Source organism: Pseudomonas sp. (genome assembly GCF_049590575.1).
In the GTDB taxonomy this organism is placed as follows: domain Bacteria; phylum Pseudomonadota; class Gammaproteobacteria; order Pseudomonadales; family Pseudomonadaceae; genus Aquipseudomonas.
Genome location: NZ_JBAWDE010000274.1, coordinates 1 through 1,677 on the forward strand (window position 1 = coordinate 1; position 1,677 = coordinate 1,677).

The following is a 1,677-nucleotide window of genomic DNA, read 5'->3' on the forward strand; positions in this document are numbered from 1 at the left end:
CTTCTAATCTGGCGGGACGATGGAAAAGTCGAAACAGTTCCATTTTCCAAATGGACAGATTTCATTCAGATATCAACTGACTCAAGAGGCAAAAGGGTCCGCCAACCGATTGAGCCGACGGACATAGAGATCGGAGAACGACTGTTCATTCTGCTGGATCCCAATGGGGCGACGGCCGAACTTGTTGAAGTGCTGCCGGCCTGAATGAAATGAATTGTTAAACGATATAGCGGGCTGGTTGGGTATTCGGGTAGCTGCGTAGCAGGACTCAGGCAGGTGTGGAATCTCTCACACCGGCACAACAGCCGACTATCAGGACGACGATAAAGCCGCAGCGACAATGACTTTGGCACCCGAATAGTTGGTACTTCCCGTGCCCAGCTTCCAGAGGAGGCAATATGGGACACAAAACGATGCAAGCAGCGGTGGTTCGGGCTTTTCAGCAACCTTTGCGCATTGAGGAACTACCGGTGCCAGTGCCGGGACGACATCAGATATTGATTCAGACTGAGGCTTGCGGCGTTTGCCACACAGATTTACACGCGGCGGACGGCGACTGGCCGGTGAAGCCCATTCTGCCGTTCGCGCCGGGGCATGAAGGAGTGGGGAAAGTGGTGGCGGTGGGCGACGGAGTAGAGTCCTTTAAGATAGGCGACCGCGCTGGTATCGCATGGCTCTATAGTGCATGCGGCGAATGCGAGTGGTGCATCACCGGGTGGGAGACGTTGTGTCCGCAGGCGCAATACGGGGGCTACAGCGTAAACGGAGCCTTCGCAGAATATGTTGTGGCCGATGCCCGGTATGCAGCTCACATTCCGGACGGCCTGACGTCCGTGGCTGCGGCGCCTATCTTGTGCGCTGGCGTCACAACTTACAAGGGTCTGAAAGAGACGGAAACCGAGCCTGGCGAGTGGGTCGCCATCGTTGGGGTAGGCGGACTGGGGCATCTTGCTATCCAATATGCGAAAGCAATGGGTTTTCAAGTAATCGCAGTGGATGTGCACGACGATAAGCTGGCGCTTGCGCGGGAACTGGGCGTGTCCTTGGCAATCAACTCCACGAAAGATGACCCGGTAAAGATAGTGGAACGTGAGATAGGTGGCGCGCATGGCGTCCTGATCACAGCTCCTTCGCTTCCAGCCTTTCGCCAAGGGATCGCAATGACGCGGCGGCGGGGAACTTGCGTACTGGTTGGACTTCCTCCAGGTGAATTTCCGTTGCCGGTTTTCGACGTCGTGTTGAAGCGGATTACGGTTCGCGGCTCCTTGGTCGGGACCCGAGCTGATATGCATGAAGCCTTGGCCTTGGCGGCCTGCCGCGGAATCGCCGCGGATGTCGAGACGGAGCCTCTGGGAGAAATTAACAACGTGTTCGATCGGCTTCGGCAGGGAAAGATTCATGGCCGTGTTGTCCTCGATTTTAGCCACAGGGCCTTGGAACTTGTCGGATGTGGAGTGGGCTCAGTAGGGGCCAGAACTCGCTAGCGTGGTCCTGGAGCCTCGCATGGCACTCGAATTTGAACATCGGGATCAGGACGGGATCGAGATCCTCGCCTTGAAAGGCCGCCTTGTCTTTGGAGAAGAGGATTTGGCACTTCGAAACGAGATTGGCAAGGCCGTAAGGGCGGGAATAATTCGTTTAGTGCTGGATCTTGGTAAGTTGACCGACATCGACACG

The 1,677-nt window shown here is 56.2% G+C and carries 2 protein-coding genes; both read left to right on the forward strand.

All coding sequences use genetic code 11. The annotated features are described in order from the left end of the window. On the forward strand, nucleotides 1–204 hold a 204-nt coding region (locus tag WBR57_RS18960), incomplete at its 5' end, for a hypothetical protein (RefSeq protein ID WP_424085535.1). A 194-nt stretch (nucleotides 205–398) separates the two neighbouring features. Then, nucleotides 399–1,484 carry an alcohol dehydrogenase AdhP gene (adhP, locus tag WBR57_RS18965; RefSeq protein WP_424085537.1) on the forward strand — a complete coding sequence of 362 codons (1,086 nt, stop codon included), beginning with the start codon at nucleotides 399–401 and terminating at the stop codon, nucleotides 1,482–1,484. The last annotated feature ends 193 nt before the right edge of the window (nucleotides 1,485–1,677 follow it).